The sequence below is a fragment of the Paraburkholderia bannensis NBRC 103871 genome, assembly GCF_000685015.1.
Lineage (GTDB): Bacteria > Pseudomonadota > Gammaproteobacteria > Burkholderiales > Burkholderiaceae > Paraburkholderia > Paraburkholderia bannensis.
This window is the reverse complement of the sequence record NZ_BAYA01000049.1, coordinates 1-23,912: the sequence shown is the minus strand read 5'-3', so window position 1 is coordinate 23,912 and position 23,912 is coordinate 1. Positions and strand designations below refer to the sequence as shown.

Here is a 23,912-nt window from a genome sequence, read left to right as displayed (position 1 = left end):
CCGGTGAGCCGAATCTTCAGCGCGCCGTCTGGCCGCCCAGACGGCCTTCCACCACCCGCACCGCCGGAGCCGCCTCCGCCACTGCCAGCCGGATCGCGTCGATCAACGCGCGCGCGCCCGGCGACGGCGCGCTATCGGCGCGCATCGTCAGCCCGATCTCGCGTCGCGTGTTGTGCAGCGGCACGTCCAGCACCACCAGTTCCCCCGCCGCGATCTCATAGTGCAGTTGCTGCGCCGACAGCGCCGCGATCATGTCCGAGCCCATCAGCAGGCCGCGAATCACGGCAAGGTCGGCAGTCTCGACTGTCGGCATCGGCGGCTTGAGCTTGAGGCGCTTGAACTGCGCCTCGAACAGCCCGCGCGCGGGTGAGTGCAGTCGCGAGACGATCCATTGCGCGTTGCGCAGGTCGCCCACGTTCAGGCCGGTTTTCTGCGCGAGCGGATGGCCGCGCCGCGCGAGCACGACCATGTCTTCGGCCATCAGGCGCTCGTTGGCGAGGCCGCTGGCCGCATCGTTTTCGCGCAGCGCGCCCAGCACGAAATCGACGTCGCCCGCACGCAGCCCGGCCACCAGCAATTCATAGGCGCTTTCGTCCGTGACCACGCGCACGCCGGGATGCTGCGCGCTCAGCCGCGCGATGGCGGCAGGCAGGATCAGCGTGCGGCCAAGCGGCAGCGCGCCCACCGTCACCGCGCCCTGGATATTGCCGTGCAGCGCGGCGATGTCGTCGGGCACGTGACGCAGTTCGTTGAGCGCGCGACGCACGTGCAGCAGGAAGGTCTCGCCTTCTTCGCTCAGCTGGACGCCGCGCGGGCTGCGGTGAAACAGCGTGATGCCCGAGCCGCTTTCGAGCACGCGCATCGCGCTGCTGACCGCGGGCTGGCTGATGCCGAACGCGCTCGCGGTGCTCGGCATATGCCGATGGCGCGCCAGCGCCACGAACAGTTGCAGCCGCCGCGTATTGAGCAGCCACGCGGGCAGCGCGCCTTCGGCGAGCGCGCGGCGGCGCGTCTGGCGCGCGGCGCACCACTGCGCTAGCGCTTCGAGTTCGGAAAAGATGCGCGCGCAACGATCCAGCACGACGCGGCCCACGGCGGTCGGCAACATGCCCGAAGGCTTGCGCTCGAACAGCGGCTCGCCGATGGCGGTTTCAAGTTCCTGCACCGAGCGCGTGACGGCCGATTGTGCGCGATAGAGCGCGGCGGCGGCGCGCGTTGCGCTGCCTGTGTCGGCGACCAGGCGGAACGCGCGCAGATGCGCGAGATTGAGCAGATCGGCGGGATTCATGCGGCCCCCGCGATCAGATGCAGATGCTCGACCGAGAGGTTCAGGCTCTCCTTCGAGATATGCGTGTGCTCTTTCATGAGCGCTTCCACGCGCGCGCCTTCGCCCTTGAGCAGCGCGCCGACGATGGCGTGATGCTGGCGGTGTGCGTAGGCGAGCATCATGTATTGCTGCTGGCGCGCGGCATCGTCGAATACCACCGTTGCAGGCGATACAAACGGGATCTTGTCGTTCAGGCCCAGCGCTGCACTAACCGCGTGGTTTTGCGCAGCATCGACGATCAGCGCGTGAAAACGGCCGTTCATGTCGGCGTAATGCGCTTCCGCCTCGCCGCCAAGCGCCGCCGCGCCCGCCTCGAAAATCGCATCGCCTTCGCGCAGGCAGTCCTGCAAGGCGCGTGCGAGCGCGGGGCTCACGCCGCGCTCGGCCACGCTGCGCGCCGCCAGGCCTTCAAGCACGCCGCGCACGTCGATGGCATTGAGCACGTCGGTCACGCTGAAACGGCGCACGATATAACCGCGCGCGCCTGAACGCTCGACGAGCCCTTCGGTCGCCAGCACGCTCAATGCGTAACGCAGCGGCGTGCGCGAGATGCCGAGGCGTTCGGCGAGGTGGGCTTCGACGAGCCGCTGGCCCGGCGCGAGCTCGCCCGAAAGGATGCGCTCGCGCAGCGCCTGCACGATGGTTTGCTGTGTGGTCTCGTTCATGTCGATGTCCCGCCAGGCGGCGCGTGGGCGGCCTTGCGAGTTCGTTCTTTTGCTATCTGTTTCGTTTATGGGCCGGTTGCCGGATGCATGCGGGATGAATCGCGCACGACCTGATTCAGGATACCAAAAACCGTTATGGCGCGCGGGTTTCACGGCAGGCCGAAGGGCGCGAAAACGCCGGATGTCCCGTCTATCACGGATCAAAACGCAAAAACCGTGGTTAACCCTTACTTCCGGCGCAAAGCGCGATTCTGTAATTTCGTATCCCAAGAGGGCGCTAATCGCGATAAGGCGGTGCGTTCCCCAGTAATCGGAAGAGGGCGACAAGCATGGCAAGGATTGTGGGCGGCATCGGTACATCGCACGTGCCGACGATCGGACTGGCGTACGACAAGGGCAAGCAGAACGAACCCGCGTGGGCGCCGCTTTTTCAGGGGTACGAACCCGTGGCGCAATGGCTCGCCGAGCGCAAGCCCGACGTGCTGGTGATGTTCTACAACGACCACGCCAACAGCTTCTTCTTCGACTGCTATCCGACCTTCGCGCTTGGCGTGTCGCCGCAGCACGAATTCGCCGATGAAGGCGCGGGCAAGCGTCCGCTGCCCGATATCGCCGGGCATCCCGAACTGGCTATCCATATCGCCGAACAGCTCGTCAACGACGAGTTCGACCTGACGATCTTCCAGGACAAGCCGCTCGACCACGGCTGCAACTCGCCGCTTTCGCTGATGCTGCCGCATGCCGGCGGCTGGCCCACCGCGCTGGTGCCGTTCGAAGTCAACGTGCTGCAATATCCGCTGCCGACTGCGAACCGCTGCTACCGGCTCGGCCAGGCGCTGCGCCGCGCGATCGAATCGTTCGAGGAAGACCTGGACGTGGTCGTGGTGGGCACCGGCGGCCTCTCGCATCAGGTGCACGGCGAGCGCAGCGGCTTCAACAACACCGAATGGGACATGGAGTTCCTCGACCTCATCGTGAACGACCCCGAGCGGCTCGCGAAGATGAAGCATGTGGACTACGTGCGCCTGGGCGGTGCGGAAAGCGTCGAAACCATCATGTGGCTCGCGATGCGCGGCGCGCTCGCGCCGAAGATCAAGGAAGTGCACCGCAACTACTACCTCGCGACCAGCACGGCGATGGCCGTGACGGTCTACGAGAACCTGCCGGACGAAGGGGAGCTCGCGAAATGAATCCGCAACTCGAAGGCGTCGAGGCGCTCACCGGCACCTATCCGTTCGACATCCGCCAGAGCATCAAGGCGATGCGCCTGAACCGCTTCTTCTGGATGATGCGCACGCCCGCCGCGCGCGAGTTGTGGCTGGGCGACCGCACGGCCGCCTACGACGCCGCCGCGCTCACGGCCGAGGAACGCGCGCTGGTCGACAACACCGACTGGCTCGGCCTCGTGCAGTACGGCGTGTGCTTCTTCGTGCTGGAGAAGTTCGCGCGCGTCGTGAAGATCACCAACCTGGGCATGTACGCCTGCATGCGCGGCGAGACGCTCGAAGCGTTCCTGAAGACGCGCCAGGTGCCCGACGCGGTTTGAGCGCCGACGTGATGGCCTGAATTGCGCAGCGGGCGCGCCACCCCAAACACCGCGCCCGCTGTTTCATAAGCTGTCCGCAATACAACACTCCTAAGCCGACGAAGCACAGGAGCGGGGAAAAAATTAACTTCGGAGACACGCATGAACTCTGCTGACGCAGTGGATATCAAGGGCTTTATCGACGCCCGCAGGATGTCGGGCTATCAATGGCTCGTCCTCGCACTCTGTTTTCTGATCGTGACGCTCGACGGCCTGGACACGGCCGTGATGGGTTTCGTCGCGCCTGTCGTCATGAAGGAATGGGGCATTGCGCGCGCGGCCTTCGGCCCGGTGATGAGCGCGGCGATGGTGGGACTCGCGATCGGCGCGCTGGTTGCGGGGCCGTCGGCAGACCGCATCGGCCGCAAGAAAGTGCTGATTGGCTCGGTGGCGTGCTTCGGTCTTTTCAGCCTGCTGTGCGCGTTCGCGAATACGCCGGGCCAGCTCGTCGCGCTGCGCTTTCTCACGGGCCTGGGCCTGGGCGCGGCGATGCCGAACTCGACGACGCTGCTCTCCGAATACGTGCCGTCCAAAAGCCGTTCGCTGCTGCTCACCATCATGTTCACGGGCTTTAACTTCGGCTCGGGCGCGGGCGGCTTTGTTGCGGCGGCGCTGATCCCGCACTTCGGCTGGCGCGGCGTGTTCGTCTGCGGCGGCGTGCTGCCGATCCTGTTCGTGCCGGTGCTGCTGGGCCTGCTGCCGGAGTCCGCGCGCTTCCTGCTGGTGCGCCGCTTCTCCGTCGAACGCATTGCCGCCACGCTCTCGCGTGTGACCGGCCATCGTTTCGGCGCCGACGCGCGCTTTACGTCGCCGGAACCGGTCGTCGCCGCGAAGGCGCCCGTACGCATGCTGTTCGCCGACGGCTACGCCATGAGCACGCTGATGCTGTGGGTCACCTACTTCATGGGACTCCTGATTATCTACCTGCTGACCGGCTGGCTGCCGACGCTCATCAAGGACGCAGGCCTGCCTGTCGAACGTGCGGCGGCGATCACCGGCATGTTCCAGCTGGGTGGCACCGTGGGCGCCATCGTCGTGGGCTTCGCGATGGATCGACTCGACCGCAACGCCGTGATCGGCGCGGCCTACCTGCTGGGCGGCGTGTTCATCTTCGCGCTGGGCATGGGCACGCTCAAGTCCGGCATGCTGACCGTGCTGGTGGCTTGCGCGGGCTTCTTCATGAGCGGCGCGCAAACGGGCCTCAACGCGCTGGCGCCGACCTGCTACCCGACCCGGGCACGCGCCACCGGCGTGAGCTGGATGCTGGGCTTCGGGCGACTGGGCGGCATTCTCGGCTCGTTCGTGGGTGGCGTGCTGCTGTCGCTGGGCTTCAGCTTCTCGACGGTGTTCTCGGTGCTGGCCGTGCCTGCCCTCGTGGCGGCTGCCGCGATCCTGCTCAACCGCCTCGCACTGCGCTTCATCACCGCGCCAGTCGCCGACGCGTGATAGTGCACAAGGCCGCGATGGCCTGGTGAGGCGCGACGCCGCTCGCGCCTCACACAATCGACAAATACCAACGACACACGATTGATAGTGGTAAACAGGAGACTTGGAGAATGACGAAAAGTAAGCAGTACAAAAAAATCATGGTGGCGCTGGCTGGGGTGATCGGCGCGGGCCCGGCGTTCGCACAGAGCAGCGTGACGCTCTACGGGATGATGGATACGGGCATCACTTACGTGAGCAACCAGGGCGGCCATAGCAACGTGAAGATGGACGACGGCGTGAACGGCCCGAACCTCTGGGGCTTGACTGGCACCGAAGACCTGGGCGGCGGCAGCAAGGCGTTCTTTCAACTGGTCAACCAGTTTCAGGTCGATAACGGCAGCTTCATGCCGAACAAGAGCCTCTTTAGCCGCACGTCGATCGTGGGCCTGAGCAACCCCGTGTACGGCAAGCTCTCGCTCGGTAACCAGTACGACTTCATGACGGACTCGCTCTACTTTGCGGGCGACGATCCGGCGGAACTCTCGGGCCACTTCTACGACTTCCGCGCGGGCCCGTTCGACAAGCTCGCGCTGCCGAGCAACGCGACTGGCGCGTTCGACTGGGATCGCATGGCCGGCGAAACGGTCAACAACTCGGTCAAGTACGTGTCGCCCACGTTCGGCGGCTTCAGCGCGGGCGCGATGTATAGCTTCGGCAACGTGGCGGGGTCGATCGGCACGGGCAATGGGTCGAGCTTCGCGCTCAACTACGCGCACGAGAACTTCGGCGTCAATGCGGCTTATACGAACCTCAAGTACGTCGTGACCGGCGAAGGCGACGTGAGCGTGCGCAACTGGGGTATCGGCGCGCATTACAAGTTTGGCGGCTGGATCACCAATGCGCTGTTCACGACGGTGCATAACTCGTATAACGGCGGTTCCGTGTACGAAGGGTCGGTGGGCGCGCACTACTACTTCACGCCGGCCTTGAGCGCGGGCGCGTCGTATATGTACATGAAAGGCAACGACGTCGTCGATAACAACCACGCGCATCAGGTGGCGGCCATCGTCGATTACGCGCTGTCCAAGCGCACCAGCGTGTACGTGCTGGGCGTGTATCAGCGCGCGAGTGCGGGCGGCAATGCGCAGATCAACGGCATGAACAGCTCGGATGGCGCATCGAGCGGCCAGACCCAGGCGGTCGCGCGTGTGGGCCTGCATACGAAGTTCTGATTGTTCTTCCCTTTGTTCTGCCCTCTGGACGCGGCGCGCGTGGATGATTCACGCGCGCCGCGTTTTGTCTTGCGGTATTCTCCTTTGCGCTTTTAAGCTCAATGGAGAAACCGGTCTCATGCGTACGTTCCTGCCGCTTGCGTTTGCGCTCGTTGCAACACTCTCGAATCCTGCTCGCGCCAGCGAAGAGCAGCCGTGCAGCGACGATGTCGTCGCCGCGGTGGCGCAATGGGCCGGTGTGAACGGCAGTCTCGGGCCCTGGGGGAATGGCGATGGCATGCTTGCGGCTGCGTCGTGCAAGGCCATGCCCGATGCGCCGGATACCACGATTGCGGCGGTCGCGCTCGACACTAACCACGTTGGCCCGAGCAGCGGCGACGGCAACGTCACGCAGGTCGTGGCGCTGGTCAAGGGCGGCCAGGTACTCGCGGCAACCCGTTCTACGATCGAACAGGACGTGCTCACGCAGGTTGGCGGCTATCGCATCGATACGGCGCCGTATAGGCTCTCGCCCGACGTGCGTGCGTTTGGCGTCATCTTCGACAGCAGCGCGCGCGGCCCGAGTTGCGCCGACGCGGCTGCGGATCACGAACTGACGCTCTTTGTCCGCGAGGGCCGCACGCTGCGCCCGGTATTCGGCACGAATCTCTATGGCTGGGTCAACATAGATCCCAATTCGTGCGGTGCAGGACTCGAGGCCGAGCATGATGCGGACGCATCCATGACGATCGCAGTGGAAAAGACCATCAGCCACGGATTTGCCGATCTCGCGTTGAGCGCCCGCGTCACGCGCAATGAACAGAAAAGTCAGCAGCGCATCGAGACCACCAAATACACAAAACGCATCGTCCTGCACTACGACGGCAAGACCTACGGCATCAATATGTTCCGCGACTTCTGGTATCCCGCCGATTCCGTGATGAAGCGCAGCAAGTGAAAATACGCCCGAAAGCCGAGGCGTGATAACGTGGCGTGCGCGTCAGCTACGGCGAAGGCGCACTATTCCGACGCATCATCGAATCAACGCAGAGCAAGGAGCAGAACGTGGTCTACGAAATGGCACACATCACGGTGTTGGCTGGCAAGAACGCCGAATTCGAAGCGGGCGTGACGCAGGCGCTGCCGCTTTTCCATCGCGCGCGCGGCTGCCGCAGCGTCGAACTGCAACGCGGCGTGGAAGAGCCGAACCAGTACGTGCTGGTCGTGCAGTGGGAGACCATCGAGGATCACATGGTGCACTTCCGCGAATCGGACGACTTCCAGGAATGGCGCCGCCTGGTTGGCCCGTACTTCGAAAAGCCGCCGGTGGTGGGGCACACGGAAGTCGTGGTGAAGTAAGCAAGCTCGCTCGCGCGAAAACTTGCCGCCCTGTTTGCGCTCGTTAGTGGCGCAAACAGGGCGGCATTTTTTTGTCTGTCGTGTTTTGCTCGATGAACCTGCTGGGTGATCGGGTTTTGTTGATGTGGGTCGCAGAGAGGCGAGGGCGTTGGTGTTCTTATAGTGCCTCGCGGTTTCATCATCGCAGATGCGGCCCCCAATGACCTGATGTACACACATGGATTTACATCATGCAAGCCAGCGCCTATAGTGGGTTCCACATTCATCCCGCGATGCACCCAGATATGCACACCACGCGAGTGTTCAAGAACGGCAACTCCCAGGCCGTGCGCATCCCCGCCGAGCTGGCCTATGACCGCAGCGATATCGAAGTCGAAATCGAACGCGTCGGCGACGAAATCCGCATTCGTCCGGCGCGCAGGCCGCTGGGCGGCGTCCTGAAGAAGTTCGCGAAGTTCGGGCCGGACTTCATGGCGCAAGGACGCGGCGAGCAGGGCCAGGACGATCGCGAGGTGCTGTGATGCCGCAATTCATGCTCGACACCAATATGTGCATCTACTTGATGAAGAACCAGCCCGAGCAGGTGGCCAGGCGTTTCGCGCAGTGTTATGTGGGCGACGTCGTGATGTCGGCTATCACGTTTGCGGAACTGGAGTTTGGCGTAACGATGTCCGCGCACCGCGCCCGCGAGCAGCGCAACCTGGCGGCCTTGATCGAAGACATCCCGGTCGCGCCGTTCGATTCGGCTGCGGCGGTGGCCTACGGCCCGATCAGGCAAGCCACGCGCGAGCGCAAGAAGGATCACCTGGATAAACTGATTGCCGCGCACGCGGTTGCGCTCGACACCGTGCTGGTGACGAACAATGAGCGCGACTTCGAGCAGTATCCCGGCCTGAAGTTGGCTAACTGGCTCAACGACTAGCGGCTTGCGATCTCAAACCCCTCCACATACGCCGCCGCATTCTCTCCATCCCACACGCGCCCATCGATAAAAACTGGCTTCGGCGCAACCGCCGGCACGCTTACCCCAATCGTCTCCGCAGCCTCACGATAGAGCGCGGTCTGGTTCAGCGCCTGAGCAATCTCGCGATAGTCGTCGCGCCGCGCCATCATCCCCCAGCGCTCAAACTGCGTCAGGAACCAGATTCCTTCGGACTCCAACGGATAATTCACCGATCCGCCGCCGAAGAACTTCATGTCCGGCGCGCTGGAACCTGCGCCGCCTTCCAGCATGGCCGCAATCAAGTCCGCGTCGGCGCCCAGCATTTCGGGGCGTGCGAGCCACTGCGCGATCTCCGTGCGATGTCCCGCGCCATCGAGCCAGCGGCACGCTTCCAGCATCGTCTGCACCAGCGCGCGCGCCGTGTTCGGATAGCGCTCGACGAAATCCCTTCGGCAAGCCAGCACTTTCTCGGGATGATCCGGCCAGATTTCGCCGCTGCGGATCACCGTGCGTCCCATGCCGCGCCGCTGTGCCAGCGCGGGCCACGGTTCACCCACGCAGAGGCCATCCAGGCGGTCTTCTGCAAGCGCGGCCACCATCTGCGGCGGCGGAATCACCACGCTTTCGATATCGCGCAACGGATGCACGCCCTGCGCGGCGAGCCAGTAATACAGCCACATCGCATGCGTGCCGGTCGGGAAAGTCTGCGCGAACACGGGCGTGCGCCCGAGCGTCGCGAGCGCGCGCGGCAAGGTGCCGTGTTCGGCGAGCGCATCAGCCAGGCGGTTCGATAGCGTGATCGCCTGGCCGTTGCGGTTGAGCACCATCAGCACGGCCATGTCCGTCTGCGGCCCGCCGATGCCAAGCTGCACGCCGTACACGAGCCCGTACAGCGAATGCGCGGCATCCAGCTCGCCCGCGAGCAGCTTGTCGCGCAGTGCGGCCCACGAAGGCTGGCGCGACAGTTCGAGCGTCAGGCCGTGCGCGTGGCCGAACTCCAGCAGCTTCGCGGCGACGACGGGCGCGGCGTCGGCGAGCGGCACGAAGCCGATCTTCAGGTGGGTCTTTTCGGGCGGCGCAGCCGTGCGCGTGATTTCGTTCATGACAGTCAACGCTTCAATTCCGGTCAATCCTGGTCAATCGTTGGAATCCGCCGCCGCGACGATCTGGCGTGCGGCTTCTGCGAGCTTGAGGCTCTGGTTCATCGCACGTTTGCGCAGCATCGCGTAGGCGGCGGGCTCGGTCATCTTCTGCTGCTCCATTAGGATGCGCTTGGCGCGGTCGATCAGCTTGCGCTCGGCGAGTTCGTTCTCGGCCTGGGTGAGACGCTCGCGCAACTGCGCTTCCTGCGCGAAACGCGCGAGCGCCACTTCGAGGATCGGCGCGATGCGCTCGCCCGCAAGACCCTCGACGAGATACGCCGTCACGCCCGCATTCACCGCCGAGCGAATCAGCTGCTGGTTGGCGTCGTTGCTGAACATCAGCACCGGGCGCGGCGCGGTGGCGTTCATCACGGCGAGCTGTTCGAGCGTGTCGCGCGAGGGCGATTCGGTGTCGATGATGATGACGTCGGGCCGCTCGCGCGCCACGACGCGATGGAGCGCCTGAGGCGTAGCGGGCTCGGCGAGCATGTCGTAGCCGAGCCGTGCGAGCGCGTCGCGCAGATCGCCGATGGGCTTGTCGGTGTCGGTTACGAGCAGGACGCGCAGCATGGTATTTCGTGGGTCGATGGCATAGGAGGCCGGCGCGGTGAAGCCGCGAAGCGACTCTCGCGTGTCGAACTGCATTGCCCGACTGTGTGGATTTCGGCGCGTGGGGAGCGCCGTGCATAGGTGCGCCGCGTCGTTGCAGCGCACATTGGATTTCAGCAAGGTGCGTGCCAGTTTGTGCGCTGCACGAGATCGGGGCGAAGCAGGCGCGGCGAGGGCGCAGTCGGACACTCAGGACGAATGTGGTGCACAGCAGCAGTGCGCGCGGGGCGATTGAGCACTCAAGTGGCGCAGATTGCGCCTATCTATCGCAACTAACAGCCAAGTCTGTGCGACCCAATCGGGCAGAAAGGCAGGACGGATCGATTGAGGATCGCGCGCGACCTAAATCGGCAAGCAGCAGGCTAAAGCAGTTCGCCCATCCAGGCCACGCGTTTTTCAGAGAGATAGCAAAGCGTGTTCAGCCAGCACGCCGCACCGGCGGATAACGACGCTTGCCATTGCCCAGACTAATGCGACGAAAGCGCTCGCGCCGGGTTTCTTCCTCGAAGTGCGCGAGCGACAGTTTCACCAGGTCGCTGCGCGAGACGATCCCCACCAGCTGCATCGACTCGCGCGCGCTCACCACAGGCAGACGTTCCAGCCCGTGCACGGCAAGACGCGCGGCGATCTGGCGGCATGTTTCCTCGGGCAACGCCACATCGGCGTTGCGACCGGCGAACAGCGCGCCAATCGGCTGATCGGCCCGGTCGGGCCGACCGAACGACTCATCGGCCAGCACGGCTTCGAGCATCGCCCGATCCGCCACGCCCAGCACGCGTCCGTCGCGCACCACCGGCAACGCGCGGCGCCGCTGCGCCGTGCCGAAGTAACGCGCCACGGCTTCGCGCACGCTCATGTCGGCGGCGATCGTCTCGACCTCACGCGTCATCACTTCGTCGACGTAATGGCGCTCCAGCGGATCGACGCCGTACTCGCGATAGATGTGATAGCCGCGCCGCGCGATCTTCTCGGTCATGATCGAGCGTTTCATGACGACCGTGGCGAAACCGTGCGCGACCAGCGTCGCCGCGAGCAACGGCAGCAACGCGTTGCCGTCGTGTGTCAGGCCGAAGGCGAACACGATGGCCGTGAGCGGCGCGCCCAGCGTAGCACCGAGCGTCGCCGCCATGCACACGAGCGGCCACAGCGCGGGATCGCCGCCTGGCAGCACGTGGCCGAGCACGCAGCCCAGGCCCGCGCCCAGCATCAGCAGCGGCGCGAGCACGCCGCCCGAGGTGCCCGAACCCAGCGCGATCACCCAGATCACGGCCTTCACCGCGAGAATCGCGAGCGCGGCTTGCAGCAGGATATGCTGGTGCAGCAGGTCGCCGATCACGTCATAGCCCACGCCCAGCGCGCGCGGCTCGATGAATCCGCCGATCCCCACCGCCAGGCCGCCGATCGCGGGCCACCACGACCAATGCAGCGGCAGGCGCTTGAACAGGTCTTCGACCTTATAGAGCGAGACCGAGAGCCCCGACGCCAGCATGCCCGACAGCAGCCCGGCGATCACGCACGAGCCGAGCGCCATCGCCTGAGGCGGCGGCGTCTGCATGGCGAAAAGCGGTTCGGTGCCGAACACCAGCGCGCGCGCAAAACCGGCCACGGCGCAGGCGAGCGCAACGGGCAGGAAACTGCGCGGACGCCATTCGAACAGCAGCAATTCGACCGCGAGCAGCACGGCGGCAACCGGCGTGCCGAACACCGCCGTCATGCCCGCAGCGGCACCCGCGACCAGTAGCGTCTTGCGCTCGGCGGCGGTGAGGCGCACGCACTGCGCGAGCAGCGAGCCCAGCGCGCCGCCCGTCATGATGATCGGGCCTTCAGCGCCAAACGGGCCGCCGCTGCCGATCACGATGCCCGACGACAGCGGCTTGAGCACCGCGACCTTCGGCGACATGCGGCTCTTGCCGAACAGGATCGCCTCGATGGCCTCGGGAATGCCGTGGCCGCGAATCTTTTCCGAGCCATAACGCGCCATCATGCCGACGATCAGCCCACCCACCACCGGCACGACGATGACCCATGCGCCCAGCGTATTGAGCGCGGGCGAATGATCGGCAAACGAGAAGCGGCCGAAGAAAAACAGGTTCGTGAACCAGTGAATCAGGTTCAGGAGCACGAACGCGGCAAACGTCGCGAGTGCGCCGATCACCGCGGCCAGTGCGCCGATGCCGGGCAGGCGCGCGTTGGCCGAAAAGTCGCGCTTGTGGGAATCGTCGGAATGCATGGTGCTCAGAGGTCGATGTGCGGAACCGTGAACGCGCCGTCGAGCGAGCGCAGCTCCGCGCGATGCAGCTCGGCGAGGCGCGCGAGCAGCTTTTCGCCAGCAGCGAGCAGGTGGACTTCCACCTGGCGGCGGTCGCGCTCGCTCACGCGGCGCTCCACGAGTTCGAGCGCTTCGCAGCGCGAAACCAGCGCGACGACGCCGTGATGCTGGGCCTGCAGGCGCTCGGCCAGTTCGCCGATGGTCGCCCATTCGCGGTTGGGATAGCCCTTCACGTGCAGCAGCAGCAGGTACTGCAGCGGCGTGATGCCTTCGTTCTGGGCCGCCTGCTCCGAGAAACGCTCGAATCGCCGCATCTGATAGCGGAACTCGGACAGTTGCTCGAAATCGGCCTTTTTCAGGCCGACCGGCGCTTGCTTGCCTGACGGTTGCTTCATTGGGGATCCGGGTTGGACGATTCGATCTGCGAATATATCACGACATGATATTTATGATCGCAATGACCCGCCGTGATGAGCGCATTGCGTGGGTGTCGGGCTAGTTCAGGCGCCCTGCTTATGCAGCGGCTGGGTCTGCCGGTAGAGGCCCGAAATCAGGTCGGCCTGCGTGACGATGCCCGCCAGACGGCGCTCGTGATCGACCACCGGGACGTGATGATGGCCGCGGCCCGCGAAAAGCGCGAGCAGCTCCACGATGGGCGTCGCGGCGGCAATCGTGCGCACGTGCGTGCTCATGAGTGTGCTCACGCGCGCGGCGTCGCTTTCACCGGCGCGGCGGCCGAACCCCATCGAACGCAGCAGCGCGCGCAGTGGATGCAGGCTCGCGCCACCGTCGGCCAGATCGGCGCGCGTGACGATGCCCTTCACGTGACGCTGCGCATCCACCACCGGCAGCGCCTTCACGTCGTGTTGCCGCAGCAGCGCGCGCGCTTCGCCCACCGTGGTGGTCGGCGTAATGCTGACTACGTCGCGCGACATCACATCAGCGCAGTTGAGCGCGCCAAAGCTGCGTGCATATGCTCGGATTTCGGTTTCGCGCAGCAGCGCTTCGAGATCGTCGGTGTCGACGTCCAGCAGTTCGTCGCGCTCGCGCAGGGCGGCTTCCAGATCCGCGCGCGAGAAGCCGCTGACCGCGGGCTCGGGTTGGGCGCTCTTCACCAGATGCGCGGCGTGCGGATAACGATGGCCCGTGGCCTTGTGATAAACGAGCGCGCTGCCGAGCAGCACGAACGATTGCAGCAGCACCGGCTCCAGCACGAACGCGTAGCCCAGCGCATGCACGGCGGGGCCGCCCAGCACGGCGGTCAGCGCCACGGCGCCCGAAGGCGGGTGCACGCAGCGCAGCGTGAACATCGCGCAGACTGCCACGCCCACGGCGAGCGCAGCGGCCAGAACCGGATCGCTGATCAGGAGCGCGCAGGTCACGCCCACGACCGCTGACACGAGATTGCCGCCGATGAGCGACCACGGCTGCGCCAGCGGGCTGGCGGGCACGCCGAACAGGAGCACGGCCGACGCGCCCATCGGGGCGATCAGCCAGGGAATCGTGGAGGCGTTGCCAAGCAGATGTTGCGATATCGCGCCCGTAAGCGCGATGCCGAGCAGGGCGCCGACGCCCGAGCGCAGACGTTCGCGCCAGCGCAAGGCGACGGGCGGCGGCGCGAAACGCGCAAGCCAGCGGGAAAGGGCGAGGGTCGACACGATGGAAATAGCGACAGAAAGCGACAAAAGGTGCGGAGCCAGCATCGGCCTGAATTCGGCGAATTATATCGCAACGTGATATAAAAAGACGTTCGCATGCACTATTTTGGGTATCAGACGTGTATTCGACTGACGAATGCGCCAGCGATGCACCGGCGATGCGCAAGCGCGCAAATAATCAGGAGGTCGAATGAATGGGCGTAAAAAAACCGCCGGTGCGCAACACGCACCGGCGGTTTTTTAATCGCTTCGCAGCGAGCGTTGCCGCCTGCTCACACCGTATGGCGCGGCACGCCCGCCATCGGGTGAGCGTCGCCAGGATGGGCATTCGGCAGGCGTCGGCCGTGATCGGCGGCATTGCGGGTGGGCGCTGGCGCGCGATGCTGGGCCTGGCGAGGCTCGGGATGCGGCTGCGGGTGAGCGCCAGGACGTGCGCCTGGGCGAGACACGGGATGCGGCATGCCGCCGGGTCGCGCGACCATTTCCACGCGCACGCGCGAGTGAGGCGGGGCGGCGCGCATCGGGGGTTCGGGCGCGATATAGGCGTGCTGCATCGGCAGATGGCCTTCGTGGTGCGCCATCACGTTGCGCAGTTCGGCGCGGCGATGGAACACCTCGGCGCGCAGGTCACCGCGGCCGTAGTAATGGCGATGGCGCTGCCCGTCGGGGCCTACGAACCAGATGTACGTCATGCCGCCGATCACGACTACGTCGCGATCAAGCGCGACGCTGACATAGGCGTCGTGCGGCTCGGGCACGTAGGCGGGCGCGCCCACCACGACCGGCACGGGCGGCGGTGCGGCCACGACGACGGGGCGCGCAGGCGCGGCGACCACTTGCGTATGGGTCACGCAGCCCGACAGCATGAGCGCGAACGAAAGAGGGACAACGGCCGCGAGCGCGGCGAAAGCACCGGTTTCAGGTCTGGAAATAAAGGCGCGCGTGTTCCCGTTCAAGCGTGGCTCCGAGAGAAGGTTGAGGGCTCAACCGGTTAACGGCACGAATGGAGGCCAGCTTGAGAGCAAAGAGGCTCGCGTTAGAGCGTCTTCGCCATTTCGGTCGTCCCGCCCCAGCCGAGTTGCCGATAGAGGTCGCGGCCCTGTTCGGTCGAATGCAGGATCGCATAGCGGATACCGCGCCGCGCGAATTCCTCGTCGGCGAGTTGCATGAGATGGCGGGCAAGGCCGCGCCGCCGCGCGTGCGGCTCGACGTAGACATTGAGCACATAGCCGCGGCGATCCTGCTCGGGGTGCGCAGGATGAGGCGGCCAGTCAATCTCCATCAGGCCGATACCGGCCAGCGGCGCAGCGTCGTGAGCGTGGGTATCCACATCTCCCTCGGCGTCGTGCAGCACGAAGCCGAAATAGCGGCCGTCGGCCAGGCGCGGCGCGAGCCACGCACGAAAGTGCTCCGTCATGGTCGCGAGCGTGGCGTCGTCGCGGCCCGCTTCGCGGAACATCGTCTCGCGATGGCGGCAGACGAGTTCAAGGTCGCTGCTGCCGAGGGCGCGCGCCTTCACGTTCATGGTCGATCCTTGCACGCCGTTCAGCTCGCCTGGGTGCCTTCGATCTCGCGCAGGATTTCGTCGAACGGCGCGGGCTTGACGAGGTGGCGGTCGAAACCGGCTTCGGTGGTGGCCTGGCGGTCGCGTTCCTGGCCGTAGCCGGTGAGGGCGATCAACTGCGTGCGGGCCGTGGCGGGCAGCGCGCGCATGGCCTTGGCGAGCGCGTGGCCGTCCATGCCGGGCAGGCCGATGTCCAGGATGGCCACATGCGGCACGAAGCTTTCGGCGATGGCGAGAGCGCTGGGCCCGTCGTGCGCGACGCGCACATCGTGGCCTTCGAGTTCGAGCAGCATCAGCAGCGACGTGGCTGAATCCACGTTGTCGTCGGCGATCAGCACGCGACGTTTTCGCGAGGTTGTTTCGTTATCCATATTGTTGTTTTCTGTTGATGCGTTGTCGGTTTGCGGCGCGCGTACGACGGGCAGGCGCACGACGAATTCCGAGCCTTTACCAAGGCCTTCCGAATAAGCCGTCACCGAGCCGCCATGCAGTTCCGCGAGTTCCTGCACCAGCGCGAGGCCGATGCCGAGCCCGCCGTCCGCACGCTTGACCGCGTCGCGCGACTGCATGAAAAGCTCGAATACGTACGGCAGCTCGTCGGGCGCGATGCCTATGCCATTGTCGCGCACGCTGATCGCCACCTCGTCGCCGCCTGCTTCGAGGCGCAGTGTCACCGCGCCGCCGATGGCCGTGTATTTTGCCGAATTCGACAGCAGATTGCTGATGATTTGTGCGACCCGGATCGCGTCGCCGACGACATGGCACGGGCCCGGCGTCAGCGTCACGCTCAGTTGCTGCTGCTTGGCGTCGAGTGCCGGGCGGCTGGTTTCGACGGCCAGCTCGACGATCTGGCGCAGGTCGAGCGTCGTCATCTGCAGGGCGATCTTGCCGTGCGAGATGCGCGACACGTCGAGCAGGTCGTCGACCAGGCGCCCCAGATGCTCGACCTGGCGGCTGGCGATCAGGCGCGCGTCGGCGCGTCCGGCGTCGCTTGCGCCGTGGCGCGGGTCGAGCAGTTCGATGGCGTTGCGGATTGGCGCGAGCGGGTTGCGCAGTTCGTGCGCGAGCGTGGCGAGGAAGTGATCCTTGCGGCGGTCGGCGTCGCGCAGCGCCTTTTCGGCGGCGTACAGGCGCAGCAGCGCGCGCACGTTCGCCACCAGCTCGGCGGGATCGACGGGCTCGGTCAGGTAGCTGTCCGCGCCGCCGTCGAGTGCGCGGATCTTGTCGCGCGGCTGCACCGCCGCCGCCGAGGTCTGCAGCACCAGCGTGGAACTGGTCTTCGGATTCTGCTTGATGAGGCGGCACACCTCGATGCCGCTGATGTCGGGCAGCTTCACGTCGAGCAGCACGAGCGCGGGCGACTGCTCGCTCACGGCGTCGAGCGCGCCCTGGCCGGTGGCCGCCTCGATCACCGCGAAGCCCGCATGGCGCAGCACGCGCGACTTCACGTAGCGCGCGCCTTCGTTGTCGTCGACGTTGAGGATGAGGGTGGCGGTGGCGGCGGTGGGCGTCATGGGGCGGCCTCTCCCGGGGTGGCTTCGCCCGCCGCGCTTGCGACGCTGTCGCCAACGTCGCCAGCGTCACGGTTGTTGCCATGGTCGGCGGGTGCGAGCAGCACCGGCAGGTCGACGTAAAACGTCGAACCCACGCCTGGCTCGCTTTCGACGCCCACTTCGCCGTCCAGCAACGCGGCGAGCTTGCGGCACAGCGGCAGGCCCAGGCCCGTGCCCTTCACGCGCTGTTGCAGTCGGTTCTGCACCTGGCCGAACTCCTCGAAAATAATGGCGTGATGCTCGGGAGCAATGCCAATGCCCGTATCCGCGACGAAAAATACGATGCGCTCGCCCGATGCTTCCAGCCGCGCGCCCACGCGAATCTGCCCGCGTTCGGTGTACTTGAGCGCGTTCGAGACGAAGTTGCGCAGGATCTGCGTGAGCTTCGGCTCGTCGGTGTGCAGGCGCGGCAGGCCCGACGTCGCCGCGAATTCGAGCGAGACGTGCGGCGTGGCGAGCAGCGGCATGAGCATCGTGCGCAGCGCGGCGAACAGATCGGCGGGATCGAACCACGCGGGCGACACCTCGGTCTTGCCGGCCTCGATCTTGGCCAGGTCGAGCAGATCGTCGACGGTCTCGCCAAGCGTCTCCGCCGAGGCGAGGATCAGCTTCACCTGGCGCTCCTGCTCCGTGCCCAGGTCGCCGTCCAGCCGGTTGAGCAGCAGGTTGGCGAGCGCGCGGATCGACGACAGCGGCGTGCGCAACTCGTGGCTCATATTGGAGAGAAAGCGCGATTTCATCAGGTCGGCGCGGCGCAGTTCTTCGGCGCGCTCGTCGAGTTCCGCGTACAGCGCGACCACGCCGCGATTGGTTGCCTCCAGCTCCTGCGTGAGGCGCGCGAGTTCTTCCTGGCGCTCGCGCAGTTCGTCGAGCGTCGCCACCAGTTCGCGGTTCTGCTGCTGCACCTCCGCGAGCGAATCGTCCTGCGGTGCGAGCGCGGTCGCATTGTTGACCACGCTTTCCAGTTCGCTGCCGCGCAGCGCTCCATGTCCGGGCGGCAGATGGCGCGCCATCGCGACGGTGGTGCCTTGCGGCGTCGAGGTGATCTCGAAGCGATCCATCAGGCGGCGGCTGCCCATGATGCCCACCCCCATGCCGCCCGGCGAGCGCCACGTGCCGTCGAGCACGGCGTCGAGATCGCGCAGGCCCTGGCCGCGATCGCGCACGACGATCTCGAACGCTTGCGGCGTGCGCTCAGCGTCGAAGGCGAAGCTCACCTCGCCGCCGCCCGCGTATTCGAACGCATTGCGCGCGATCTCCGACACCGCGCTGGCGATGCGCGTCTGGTCGAGCGTCGAAAAGCCGAAGCCCGCCGCCAGGTCGCGCGAGCGCCGCCGCGCCACGACGACGTCCTGGGCGGTCTCAATGCGGATGCGCAGCAGCGGCGTGTTCATGGGTCAACTGTACTCCCGGCCGTGCCTTGACGACGACGACGGTGGCGTCGTCGCGGCGGCGCGAGAAGTCGCGGTAGAGGACGGCGGCGATCACCACCGCGCTCTGGTGCGCGAGGCCCGGCCAGGCGTCCAGGTCCCAGCGCGTGCCGACGCCATCCGAATGCAGGATCAGCACGCCGCTCTCGCGCCACGCAAGCTCGAACTCCTGGGTGCCGCGCATCGTATGACCGACGATGCCGCTGCGCGAGACGATCTGATAGCTCGCTTGCGCGCCGCTGCCGGTATCGGCTCCGTCGGAGCTGCTGCTGATGGTCGCGCCGTGCTCCGCCGCGCCGTGACCCGGCTTGCCGGTGCCGTAGGTGACCGCCGAGATATTGCCGGTGCCGCAAAAGCTCACGCTCGAACGCACGAGGTCGAAGCGCGCGAGCGCGAGCGCCGCGCCGCGCGTCGGGCGCAGCGCCGCGTGCGACAGCTCCATCAGCGCGCCGGGCGTGAGACCCGCACGCTTGCGCAGCACGTCGAGCGCGGCGGTCGCGGCGACATGCGCTTCCGCGCCATGGCCGAGTCCATCGGCGAGCGCGAGTGTGAAGCCGTCCCGATCGGCCTGCGCCTGCCAGCCGTCGCCGCAGACTTCCTCGCCGGGATACGGCACGCACACGCCGCCTATTTCGGGCGTCGATTGCGTCGCGCGCGGCGCGCCGCTCTGCTGCACCAGCACGCGCAACACCGTGCCATGACCCGGCTGCGACCACAGCGCGAGCTGATCCGAAAGCCGCTGGATCGCGCCGAGTCCCGTGCCGGGCGTGCCTGCCGTCGAGTGGCCATCGGAGAGCGCCGCGCCCACGTCGGCCATGCCGGGGCCGCGATCGAGCGCGATCAGCTCGACGCCGCGCTCCAGCGCGCGCACCAGCAGCTCGCCGTGCCCGGCGTGCTTGAGGATATTGGTGGCCGCTTCGGTGAGCACGATCGCGAGCCGCCCGGCGTCGGTCGGATTCAGGCCCGCCAGCCGGGCCGCTTCGGCCGCGCCGCGGCGCGCGAACGCCACGCTGCTTGCGTCGCCGATCTCGAAGGAGCGATGCACGCCGCCGGCCAGGCCGGAGGCTCCGTCTAGCGAACTTTCCATTTGACGATGGTGACCGTGGTGCCGCTGCCCGGTGTGGAGTCGATCGAAAAGGCGTCGCACAGCCGCCGCGAGCCGCCCAGCCCCAGGCCCAGTCCGTTGCCCGTGGTAAAGCCGTCCTGCAAGGCGCGCTCGATGTCGGCGATGCCGGGGCCGCGATCGGTGAACGTGAGCCGCAGGCCTACGCGCGCGCCGTTGCTGAGCGCTTCGACGCGCGCCTCGCCGCCGCCGCCGTGCTGGAGCGTGTTGCGCGCCAGCTCGCTCGCGGCCGTGACGAACTTGGTCTGCTCGATCAGCGAAAAGCCCAGCGCGATCGCCTGGTCGCGTACGAACTGCCGCAAGCGGACGATTTCCTCGTCCGAGCGCAGGCTCGCTTGCGCAAGCAGCCGGTCGTTAGCGGCGTCGCCGTTCATGCAGGTCAGCAAGGGGTGAGCAAAAGCTAAGCCTGACGCTGCTTGAGCAGCGCCATGCCTTTTTCGACGTCGAGCGCGGTGCGCACGCCCGTGAGCGTGAGGCCCAGCTCGACGAGCGTGATCGCCACTGACGGCTGCATGCCGACCACGACCGTCTGCGCGTCGAGCACCGTCGCCATCGCCGCCGTGTTCGAGATCATGCGGCCGATGAACGAATCGACCACGTCGAGCGCCGAAATGTCGATCAGCACGCCTTTGGCCGACTCCTTGACGATGCGCGCCGTGAGGTCGTCCTGCAACGCGATCGCGAGGCGGTCGTGCATGTCCACCTGGATCGACACGATCAGGCAGTCGCCCAGACGCAGGATCGGAATGCGTTCCATCGCGCGGCTCCGGGGCTTACGCCGTGGCCTTCGGCTTGATGATCGACGCGCCGGTGCGTTGCAGCGCGATCACGAAGGCGTCCGCGAGCGTGGACTTGGTGGTGACATTGGTGAGATCGACGCCCAGGTGCACGATGGTCTGCGCGATCTGCGGACGGATGCCGCTGATGATGCAGTCCGCGCCCATCAGTCGCGCGGCGGCCACGGTCTTGAGCAGATGCTGGGCGACGAGGGTGTCGACGGTCGGCACGCCGGTGATGTCGATGATCGCGAGGCCCGCGCCCGTATCGACGATCTTCTGCAGCAGGCTTTCCATCACGACCTGGGTGCGCGAGGAATCGAGCGTGCCGATCAGCGGCAGCGCCAGGATGCCTTCCCACAACTGCACGACCGGCGTGGACAGCTCCAGCAGTTCCTCCTGCTGGCGCGCGATGATCGCTTCGCGGCTTTTCTGGAACACCTCGGTGGTATAGAGGCCCAGTTCGTCGATCAGCAGGTTGATCGACCAGCTTGTGTCCGCGAGTTCGGCGGGATCCGTGAAGCTTTCGCGCAGGCGCGCGTAGAGCGGCTGCTTGAGCGAGAACACGAAGGTGGCCGTCTCGGCGGGCGTGAAGCCCTGGCGCGCGCGGTGCGCCGACATATCGGCGAGGAAAGCGCGCACCGGCTCCCATTCGGGACGGCCCGCGTCGAGCGTCTCCGATTTCGCGAGCGTGTCGAGGAACACCTTGAGGAACGTCGAGAACTGCTCGCGGATTTCGGCTTCCATGGCGAGCCCGCGGCGCAGCGCGGTCGGCAGATGCAGGCGGATCCAGTCGGCGAGCAGCGCGTCGCGATGCTGGTTCAGGACATCGGCAAGACGGGTCCGTTCGGGTGAGTTCATGCGACCTCCTCTGCGGGCTGACGTTCTGGATGCGGCTCGGGCGGCGTCCCGATTTTCGAGACGGAACCGCTGCACCTTACACCATTGTCGCGATTGAAGCTATTACCTATGCGGAAAAAGATCAGGAACGGGCGGGGCGCTTTTGCTTCCCTGATGCTTCTGCGATGAATCCGGCAAACCCACTGCGTGCATGGCTTTCCCGCTTTTGCACGGTGTGCTTGTAGTTTTTACAGGCTGAGCGCTCGCAGTGACGGGCCACGGAGTCCGGCTGGGTGTTCGGCATTCAGTGCGGCACCGCACGCTGTCAGGCGAAATCCGATCGCGTGCGGGAATTTTTCGTGTCTGGAGACGTTGGTACAGAGTTTGCTCTTACTTGTCCGCCACACACAAAAACGAGGAGAGGGGTGCCACATGAAGATCGATCCGGTAGCACAGGAATCGACGCCCGCGAGTTTCGCAGGGGGAACGGCAGGGGCCACGTTCGCTACGCCGCAAGCGCTGGAGGACGAGACCGCTGGGGAGGAGAAAGGCCTGCGGATTCTGTCGAGGTTGTCGTACGGCGTGGCCTGGCTGTTTGGCCTGGAGGCTTTCTTTATGGAGCCTCAGGACGCAGCGGGCACGCAAGCGGCTCAAGGTTTTGAAGGGAGGAGGCGCGATTGAAGCGCCGGGACGGCCGGTGGATGTGAACGTGTTTGTTACATCTGCTGGCCGTCACCTGACTGGTTGGCCCCTGATTTTCGACTGATTTTCGCTGCACTGACCCGGTTTTATGCCGGGTGCCTGTAACAAATTCCCGGCAGGTGTAACGTAACGTAACAGCCTTCAACGGCTGCCGCGTGGCGTAACGCATTGCGCCGTTCCTGCTCAGGCGGGCGAGGAAAGATCTGAAAAGCGTTGAAATGCGCGCGTCGGCTGAATGCTTTATAAAAGGGGCGAACGTCAGTCCTCGTCAGCCCTGAAAACCGACCGAGCCCACGCATGAAGAACTTCCTGATTGTCGCCACGCTGCTCAGCGCCCTCACGGGCTTTATCGCCCCGGCCGCCAGCGCCGCGCCCCAGCCCGTCGACCAGTCCGACCCGCAAGCCCTTATCAAGACCGCTACCCAGCAAGTGCTGGACGAGGTACGCACCCAGTCGATCGCTCCCGACGACATTGCGCGCATTCGCGGCATCGTCGATCGCGACATCCTGCCTTACGTCGATTTCCGCCGCACGACGCAACTGTCGATGGGCCGCCACTGGCGCACGGCCACGCCCGCGCAGCAGCAACAGGTCATGGAGCAGTTCCAGTTGCTGCTGATTCACCTGTACGCCGGCGCGCTCGCCCAGCTCAAGCCCGACCAGCAGATCGAATACGCGCCCATGCGCAACGCCCCGACCGACACCGACGTGGTCGTGCGCACCCAGGCGCAGACCAGCAGCAACCCCGTCGAGATCGACTATCGCCTCTACAAGACGCCACAGGGCTGGCGGCTCTATGACCTGAACGTGCTGGGCGCGTGGCTTATCCAGACGTATCGCGCGCAGTTCAACGAGAAGATCCAGCAAGGCGGGGTGGACGGCCTGATCCAGTTCCTGACCTCGCGAAACCAGCAACTGGAAGCAGGCAAGCCCTGACGCCGGCGCGCTGTATTGCTTTGTCTGACGGCGCGTCTGCGTTACGCTCGCGCCCGGCATGCCGCTTGCCCTGCAAGGCAGGCGGTTGCCTCACGTAGCGCCAGGCTGGGCATGAGATGCCCGATCCGCCTCTAACGACCCGAACGATTTCGCCCGCTGCCGCCTGTCATGCGCAGCGCGCACTACTCTTCTACATGCAGGTGCGCCCCGATGCGCGAGCCCCAAGCTCCTCAAGAATCCGATGACCGCCAGCGTCGCCTGGGTTCCCAGAATCACGATAGCCGTGACCGCTTTGCCATGAATTTCCCGCTTCCGCCCGACCGGCCCCAGATGGATCCCGCGCAAGCCGCCGCCGACGGCCGCCGCAACCGCGTGTTCCCGCCCAGCACGCCGACGGTTCACACGCTCGCCTCGGTCATCACCGGCGTGGCGGTCGTGTGCGGACTGTACTTCGGCAGCGCGGTGCTGATTCCGATTACGCTCTCCGTGCTGCTGAGCTTCCTGCTCGCGCCGCTCGTCAACGCGCTGCGCCGCCTGCGCCTGCCGCAGTTCCTCTCGATCCTGGTCGCGGTGCTCGCCACCGTGCTGGCGCTGGCGGGCGTGAGCGCGCTGATCGCCGCGCAGGTCGTGCAGCTCGCCGCCGATCTGCCGCAGTACCAGGAAGCCATCGAGCAAAAAATCGAGACGGTGCAGGAAAAGACCGTGGGCCGCGCCGATTCGCTGATGACGCGCGCGGCCGCCGCGCTGCAACGCGTGACGCCCACGCCGCCGCCCTCGCCGCCGCAGCCGCGC

26 protein-coding genes are annotated in these 23,912 nt (G+C 66.0%); 11 read left to right on the top strand and 15 right to left on the bottom strand.

Annotated elements, in window-relative coordinates:
• Positions 1-16: 16 nt before the first annotated feature.
• On the bottom strand, positions 17-1,288 hold the full coding sequence (locus BBA01S_RS36980; protein WP_027820806.1) for a LysR family transcriptional regulator: 1,272 nt from the start codon (positions 1,286-1,288) through the stop codon (positions 17-19).
• Positions 1,285-1,992 carry a GntR family transcriptional regulator gene (locus BBA01S_RS36975; protein WP_027820805.1) on the bottom strand — a complete coding sequence of 236 codons (708 nt, stop codon included), beginning with the start codon at positions 1,990-1,992 and terminating at the stop codon, positions 1,285-1,287. Before BBA01S_RS36975 ends, BBA01S_RS36980 begins: the two co-directional genes overlap by 4 nt.
• A 329-nt stretch (positions 1,993-2,321) precedes the next feature.
• Here BBA01S_RS36975 and BBA01S_RS36970 point away from each other — a divergent pair, with 329 nt between their 5' ends.
• From BBA01S_RS36970 to BBA01S_RS36935, 8 genes are all read left to right on the top strand, one after another.
• On the top strand, positions 2,322-3,182 hold the full coding sequence (locus BBA01S_RS36970) for a gallate dioxygenase (protein WP_027820804.1): 861 nt from the start codon (positions 2,322-2,324) through the stop codon (positions 3,180-3,182).
• On the top strand, positions 3,179-3,538 hold the full coding sequence (locus BBA01S_RS36965; protein ID WP_027820803.1) for a protocatechuate 3,4-dioxygenase: 360 nt from the start codon (positions 3,179-3,181) through the stop codon (positions 3,536-3,538). Before BBA01S_RS36970 ends, BBA01S_RS36965 begins: the two co-directional genes overlap by 4 nt.
• A gap of 141 nt (positions 3,539-3,679) precedes the next feature.
• Entirely contained in the window at positions 3,680-5,023 is a 1,344-nt protein-coding gene (locus BBA01S_RS36960; RefSeq protein ID WP_027820802.1) for an MFS transporter, read from the top strand.
• Between the two features lie 110 nt (positions 5,024-5,133).
• Entirely contained in the window at positions 5,134-6,237 is a 1,104-nt protein-coding gene (locus tag BBA01S_RS36955; RefSeq protein WP_042298508.1) for a porin, read from the top strand.
• A gap of 118 nt (positions 6,238-6,355) precedes the next feature.
• The gene (locus tag BBA01S_RS36950) at positions 6,356-7,174 is read left to right on the top strand and encodes a PA3715 family protein (RefSeq protein ID WP_027820800.1); all 819 of its coding nucleotides are present in this window, start codon (positions 6,356-6,358) and stop codon (positions 7,172-7,174) included.
• Positions 7,175-7,281: 107 nt separating this feature from the next.
• Positions 7,282-7,575 (top strand): antibiotic biosynthesis monooxygenase family protein, encoded by a 294-nt coding sequence (locus tag BBA01S_RS36945; RefSeq protein ID WP_027820799.1) that lies wholly within the window; start codon positions 7,282-7,284, stop codon positions 7,573-7,575.
• Positions 7,576-7,859: 284 nt separating this feature from the next.
• Complete coding sequence (locus tag BBA01S_RS36940; RefSeq protein ID WP_027820798.1) at positions 7,860-8,096, top strand: antitoxin; 237 nt, start codon at positions 7,860-7,862, stop codon at positions 8,094-8,096.
• Positions 8,096-8,497: a type II toxin-antitoxin system VapC family toxin gene (locus BBA01S_RS36935; protein WP_027820797.1), complete on the top strand. Its 402-nt coding sequence runs from the start codon at positions 8,096-8,098 to the stop codon at positions 8,495-8,497. Before BBA01S_RS36940 ends, BBA01S_RS36935 begins: the two co-directional genes overlap by 1 nt.
• On the opposite strand, the gene BBA01S_RS36930 is transcribed toward BBA01S_RS36935, so the two are convergent.
• The 13 genes from BBA01S_RS36930 to BBA01S_RS36870 all read right to left on the bottom strand — a co-directional run bounded on the left by BBA01S_RS36930 (position 8,494) and on the right by BBA01S_RS36870 (position 21,503).
• Entirely contained in the window at positions 8,494-9,621 is a 1,128-nt protein-coding gene (locus BBA01S_RS36930) for a CmpA/NrtA family ABC transporter substrate-binding protein (RefSeq protein WP_027820796.1), read from the bottom strand. The genes BBA01S_RS36935 and BBA01S_RS36930 overlap by 4 nt on opposite strands.
• Positions 9,622-9,654: 33 nt before the next feature.
• Positions 9,655-10,230 (bottom strand): ANTAR domain-containing response regulator, encoded by a 576-nt coding sequence (locus tag BBA01S_RS36925; protein WP_027820795.1) that lies wholly within the window; start codon positions 10,228-10,230, stop codon positions 9,655-9,657.
• A gap of 457 nt (positions 10,231-10,687) precedes the next feature.
• Positions 10,688-12,499, bottom strand: a complete 1,812-nt coding sequence (locus BBA01S_RS36920; protein WP_042298507.1) for a chloride channel protein — start codon at positions 12,497-12,499, stop codon at positions 10,688-10,690.
• A 5-nt stretch (positions 12,500-12,504) separates the two neighbouring features.
• Positions 12,505-12,933 (bottom strand): MarR family winged helix-turn-helix transcriptional regulator, encoded by a 429-nt coding sequence (locus BBA01S_RS36915; protein ID WP_027820793.1) that lies wholly within the window; start codon positions 12,931-12,933, stop codon positions 12,505-12,507.
• 105 nt (positions 12,934-13,038) lie between these two features.
• Positions 13,039-14,196 (bottom strand): HPP family protein, encoded by a 1,158-nt coding sequence (locus BBA01S_RS36910; RefSeq protein ID WP_027820792.1) that lies wholly within the window; start codon positions 14,194-14,196, stop codon positions 13,039-13,041.
• Between the two features lie 272 nt (positions 14,197-14,468).
• The gene (locus BBA01S_RS45450) at positions 14,469-15,152 is read right to left on the bottom strand and encodes a hypothetical protein (RefSeq protein WP_052392063.1); all 684 of its coding nucleotides are present in this window, start codon (positions 15,150-15,152) and stop codon (positions 14,469-14,471) included.
• Between the two features lie 80 nt (positions 15,153-15,232).
• Positions 15,233-15,715 (bottom strand): GNAT family N-acetyltransferase, encoded by a 483-nt coding sequence (locus tag BBA01S_RS36900; protein ID WP_407668372.1) that lies wholly within the window; start codon positions 15,713-15,715, stop codon positions 15,233-15,235.
• A gap of 26 nt (positions 15,716-15,741) precedes the next feature.
• Positions 15,742-17,274 carry an ATP-binding response regulator gene (locus BBA01S_RS36895; RefSeq protein WP_027820790.1) on the bottom strand — a complete coding sequence of 511 codons (1,533 nt, stop codon included), beginning with the start codon at positions 17,272-17,274 and terminating at the stop codon, positions 15,742-15,744.
• Entirely contained in the window at positions 17,271-18,707 is a 1,437-nt protein-coding gene (locus BBA01S_RS44515; RefSeq protein ID WP_042298506.1) for a sensor histidine kinase, read from the bottom strand. Before BBA01S_RS44515 ends, BBA01S_RS36895 begins: the two co-directional genes overlap by 4 nt.
• Positions 18,676-19,830 (bottom strand): ATP-binding protein, encoded by a 1,155-nt coding sequence (locus tag BBA01S_RS36885; RefSeq protein ID WP_027820789.1) that lies wholly within the window; start codon positions 19,828-19,830, stop codon positions 18,676-18,678. The genes BBA01S_RS44515 and BBA01S_RS36885 overlap by 32 nt, the downstream gene beginning before the upstream one ends.
• Entirely contained in the window at positions 19,815-20,240 is a 426-nt protein-coding gene (locus BBA01S_RS36880; RefSeq protein WP_042298505.1) for an anti-sigma regulatory factor, read from the bottom strand. Before BBA01S_RS36880 ends, BBA01S_RS36885 begins: the two co-directional genes overlap by 16 nt.
• A gap of 26 nt (positions 20,241-20,266) precedes the next feature.
• Positions 20,267-20,623, bottom strand: a complete 357-nt coding sequence (locus BBA01S_RS36875) for an STAS domain-containing protein (RefSeq protein WP_027820787.1) — start codon at positions 20,621-20,623, stop codon at positions 20,267-20,269.
• A 16-nt stretch (positions 20,624-20,639) separates the two neighbouring features.
• Positions 20,640-21,503: an STAS domain-containing protein gene (locus BBA01S_RS36870; protein ID WP_027820786.1), complete on the bottom strand. Its 864-nt coding sequence runs from the start codon at positions 21,501-21,503 to the stop codon at positions 20,640-20,642.
• Positions 21,504-21,914: 411 nt separating this feature from the next.
• On the opposite strand from BBA01S_RS36870, the gene BBA01S_RS36865 reads away from it, so the two are divergent.
• The 3 genes from BBA01S_RS36865 to BBA01S_RS44510 form a co-directional block, all read left to right on the top strand.
• A complete protein-coding gene (locus BBA01S_RS36865) occupies positions 21,915-22,163 on the top strand; it encodes a hypothetical protein (RefSeq protein WP_027820785.1) in 249 nt (82 codons plus the stop codon).
• Between the two features lie 318 nt (positions 22,164-22,481).
• Positions 22,482-23,120 (top strand): MlaC/ttg2D family ABC transporter substrate-binding protein, encoded by a 639-nt coding sequence (locus BBA01S_RS36860; RefSeq protein WP_027820784.1) that lies wholly within the window; start codon positions 22,482-22,484, stop codon positions 23,118-23,120.
• Between the two features lie 297 nt (positions 23,121-23,417).
• Positions 23,418-23,912, top strand: a 495-nt coding sequence (locus BBA01S_RS44510) for an AI-2E family transporter (RefSeq protein WP_407668371.1), incomplete at its 3' end; no start/stop codon positions are given.

Excerpts from the sequence above, each read along its gene's own strand:
- BBA01S_RS36920 (WP_042298507.1), bottom strand. The coding sequence starts at position 12,499 with ATGCATTCCGACGATTCCCACAAGCGCGACTTTTCGGCCAACGCGCGC.
- BBA01S_RS36925 (WP_027820795.1), bottom strand. The coding sequence starts at position 10,230 with ATGCTGCGCGTCCTGCTCGTAACCGACACCGACAAGCCCATCGGCGAT.
- BBA01S_RS36970 (WP_027820804.1), top strand. The coding sequence starts at position 2,322 with ATGGCAAGGATTGTGGGCGGCATCGGTACATCGCACGTGCCGACGATC.
- BBA01S_RS36935 (WP_027820797.1), top strand. The coding sequence starts at position 8,096 with ATGCCGCAATTCATGCTCGACACCAATATGTGCATCTACTTGATGAAG.
- BBA01S_RS36930 (WP_027820796.1), bottom strand. The coding sequence starts at position 9,621 with ATGAACGAAATCACGCGCACGGCTGCGCCGCCCGAAAAGACCCACCTG.
- BBA01S_RS36915 (WP_027820793.1), bottom strand. The coding sequence starts at position 12,933 with ATGAAGCAACCGTCAGGCAAGCAAGCGCCGGTCGGCCTGAAAAAGGCC.
- BBA01S_RS36960 (WP_027820802.1), top strand. The coding sequence starts at position 3,680 with ATGAACTCTGCTGACGCAGTGGATATCAAGGGCTTTATCGACGCCCGC.
- BBA01S_RS36860 (WP_027820784.1), top strand. The coding sequence starts at position 22,482 with ATGAAGAACTTCCTGATTGTCGCCACGCTGCTCAGCGCCCTCACGGGC.
- BBA01S_RS36980 (WP_027820806.1), bottom strand. The coding sequence starts at position 1,288 with ATGAATCCCGCCGATCTGCTCAATCTCGCGCATCTGCGCGCGTTCCGC.
- BBA01S_RS44515 (WP_042298506.1), bottom strand. The coding sequence starts at position 18,707 with ATGAACACGCCGCTGCTGCGCATCCGCATTGAGACCGCCCAGGACGTC.
- BBA01S_RS36885 (WP_027820789.1), bottom strand. The coding sequence starts at position 19,830 with ATGGAAAGTTCGCTAGACGGAGCCTCCGGCCTGGCCGGCGGCGTGCAT.
- BBA01S_RS36870 (WP_027820786.1), bottom strand. The coding sequence starts at position 21,503 with ATGAACTCACCCGAACGGACCCGTCTTGCCGATGTCCTGAACCAGCAT.
- BBA01S_RS36895 (WP_027820790.1), bottom strand. The coding sequence starts at position 17,274 with ATGACGCCCACCGCCGCCACCGCCACCCTCATCCTCAACGTCGACGAC.
- BBA01S_RS36865 (WP_027820785.1), top strand. The coding sequence starts at position 21,915 with ATGAAGATCGATCCGGTAGCACAGGAATCGACGCCCGCGAGTTTCGCA.
- BBA01S_RS36950 (WP_027820800.1), top strand. The coding sequence starts at position 6,356 with ATGCGTACGTTCCTGCCGCTTGCGTTTGCGCTCGTTGCAACACTCTCG.
- BBA01S_RS36940 (WP_027820798.1), top strand. The coding sequence starts at position 7,860 with ATGCACACCACGCGAGTGTTCAAGAACGGCAACTCCCAGGCCGTGCGC.
- BBA01S_RS36955 (WP_042298508.1), top strand. The coding sequence starts at position 5,134 with ATGACGAAAAGTAAGCAGTACAAAAAAATCATGGTGGCGCTGGCTGGG.
- BBA01S_RS36875 (WP_027820787.1), bottom strand. The coding sequence starts at position 20,623 with ATGGAACGCATTCCGATCCTGCGTCTGGGCGACTGCCTGATCGTGTCG.
- BBA01S_RS36965 (WP_027820803.1), top strand. The coding sequence starts at position 3,179 with ATGAATCCGCAACTCGAAGGCGTCGAGGCGCTCACCGGCACCTATCCG.
- BBA01S_RS36975 (WP_027820805.1), bottom strand. The coding sequence starts at position 1,992 with ATGAACGAGACCACACAGCAAACCATCGTGCAGGCGCTGCGCGAGCGC.
- BBA01S_RS36880 (WP_042298505.1), bottom strand. The coding sequence starts at position 20,240 with ATGAACGGCGACGCCGCTAACGACCGGCTGCTTGCGCAAGCGAGCCTG.